This window comes from Faecalibacillus sp. TM498 (assembly GCF_020589955.1).
Taxonomy (GTDB): Bacteria; Bacillota_I; Bacilli_A; order Erysipelotrichales; family Coprobacillaceae; genus Faecalibacillus; species Faecalibacillus intestinalis.
The window spans coordinates 1-1,861 of record NZ_JAJDKB010000108.1; the positions used below are offsets into that span (position 1 = coordinate 1).

Below are 1,861 nucleotides of genomic sequence, written 5' to 3' on the forward strand. Positions count from 1 at the left end.
GGGCATGCCCCTTGTTATCAATTCCTTAATTCCAGTTTCATTTTACAATACAGGAATAGAAGATAATCAGTATATATTTGGATGTTATCTAGAAAATAGTGGCGATTTGCTATAAAATGTCGATTGTGCTATGATAAACGAGAATTAACCAACATATGGAGGATGATTATGAAACAAAACAAATTTATGCGATTTATGACATCCAGAGCACTTATTTTGACATTACAAGTTGTCGCATCTGGTGTCCTTTTATATTTTGTGTATTTAACAAAATTATTACCTGTTAAATACTTTGCTATTTTAGCTGCTGTTTTGGCAGCATTGGTTTTATTGTTTTGGATTATTATTCAAACAGGAAAGAAAAAAATTGTTGAAGGGAAAACAAGTAAAAGAACTATTATTTCTAAAGTGTTGAGTTTAATTGTTTCAATTGTTTTAGTAATTGGAAGTACTTTTGCTGCAAGAGGAAATACTTTCTTAAATAATGTACAAACAACAACTCAAAAATACGCTATCAATGTCATTGTTTTAAAAGATGGTGATTATGGAACAGCATCACTTGATGGTTTAAAAGGTGTTAATTTTGGTAGATCATATGAAAAAGAAAAAGCTACATTAAATAAAGCTTTAGCACAAATGGAAGAAACGATTGATACACAAAAGTATACGACATACGATACATATTCTCAATTAGCAGATGCTCTTTATAATAAAGAAGTAGATGCAATTGTTGTTGGAACACAATATAAATCAATGTTAGAGTTAAATCATGAAGGCTTTGATGAAGAAACAAGAATTGTAAAAACATATGAATTTGATAAAAAAGCAAAATCAGTAACAACAGCAGTAACAGATGTAACTGAAAAGCCATTTAATGTATATGTAACTGGAATCGATACATATGGTTCTGTATCAACAGTATCAAGAAGTGATGTTAACTTAATTGTTACTGTTAATCCAAAAACTAAACAAATCTTAATGACAAGTATTCCACGTGATTGTGAAATTGAACTTCATAAAAATGGTAAAATGGATAAATTGACACATACTGGTATCTATGGTGTTGAAGAGACTATTTCTACGATTGAAGACTTTTTAGATTTAGATGTTAACTATTATGCAAGAACAAACTTTAGTGGTATTACAAATATTATTGACGCATTAGGCGGAGTAACTGTTGATTCTGATTATGAATTTACAACAAGACATGGTAACTATCATATTGTAAAAGGTGAAAATGAATTAGATGGTGATAAAGGGCTATGTTTTGTAAGAGAAAGATATAATTTACCAAGTGGAGATTATGATCGAGGACGTAACCAACAAAAATTATTAAAAGCAATGTTGAATAAGGCAATGTCACCAAAGATTATTACTAATTTTCAAAGAATCTTAACAGCAATCGAAGGATGCTTTGAAACAAACATGTCTTCTGACGAAATTAAATCATTAATTAATATGCAACTAGATGATAATGCTGAATGGGATGTTTTCAATGTACAACTTGATGGAAAAGGGTATATGACAGATCAAACTTATTCAATGCATGGTACATCAATCTATGTTATGAAACCTTACGCATCATATGTTAAAAAGATTACTAAACTTATTGATTGTGTTGAAAACGGTGATAAGATAACTGAAAATGATGTAAAAGATTTAGGTGGAGAATAGTAGAAAATTTAGAATGGGTCTTATGGATCCATTCTTTTTTTTGAAAAAAATTAAAAAAATTATAAATAGTTATTGACTTTATTAAAAATTAATTGTATTATATATGAGTCGGCAGGAAACAAATTTGCTGATGAGGACATTGAAAACTGAACAGGAAAGAATAAAACACAACGTCAATGAGAGTTTA

Annotated in this window: 1 protein-coding gene; it reads left to right on the forward strand. The window is 29.1% G+C overall.

Annotated features, from left to right (window positions below; all coding sequences use genetic code 11):
- Window positions 1–168 precede the first annotated feature (168 nt).
- Entirely contained in the window at window positions 169–1,674 is a 1,506-nt protein-coding gene (locus LJD32_RS14810; RefSeq protein ID WP_032089393.1) for an LCP family protein, read from the forward strand.
- Window positions 1,675–1,861 lie beyond the last annotated feature (187 nt).

What these genes read in the sequence shown, in the direction of transcription:
- LJD32_RS14810 (WP_032089393.1), top strand. Translation starts at nt 169, where the DNA reads ATGAAACAAAACAAATTTATGCGATTTATGACATCCAGAGCACTTATT.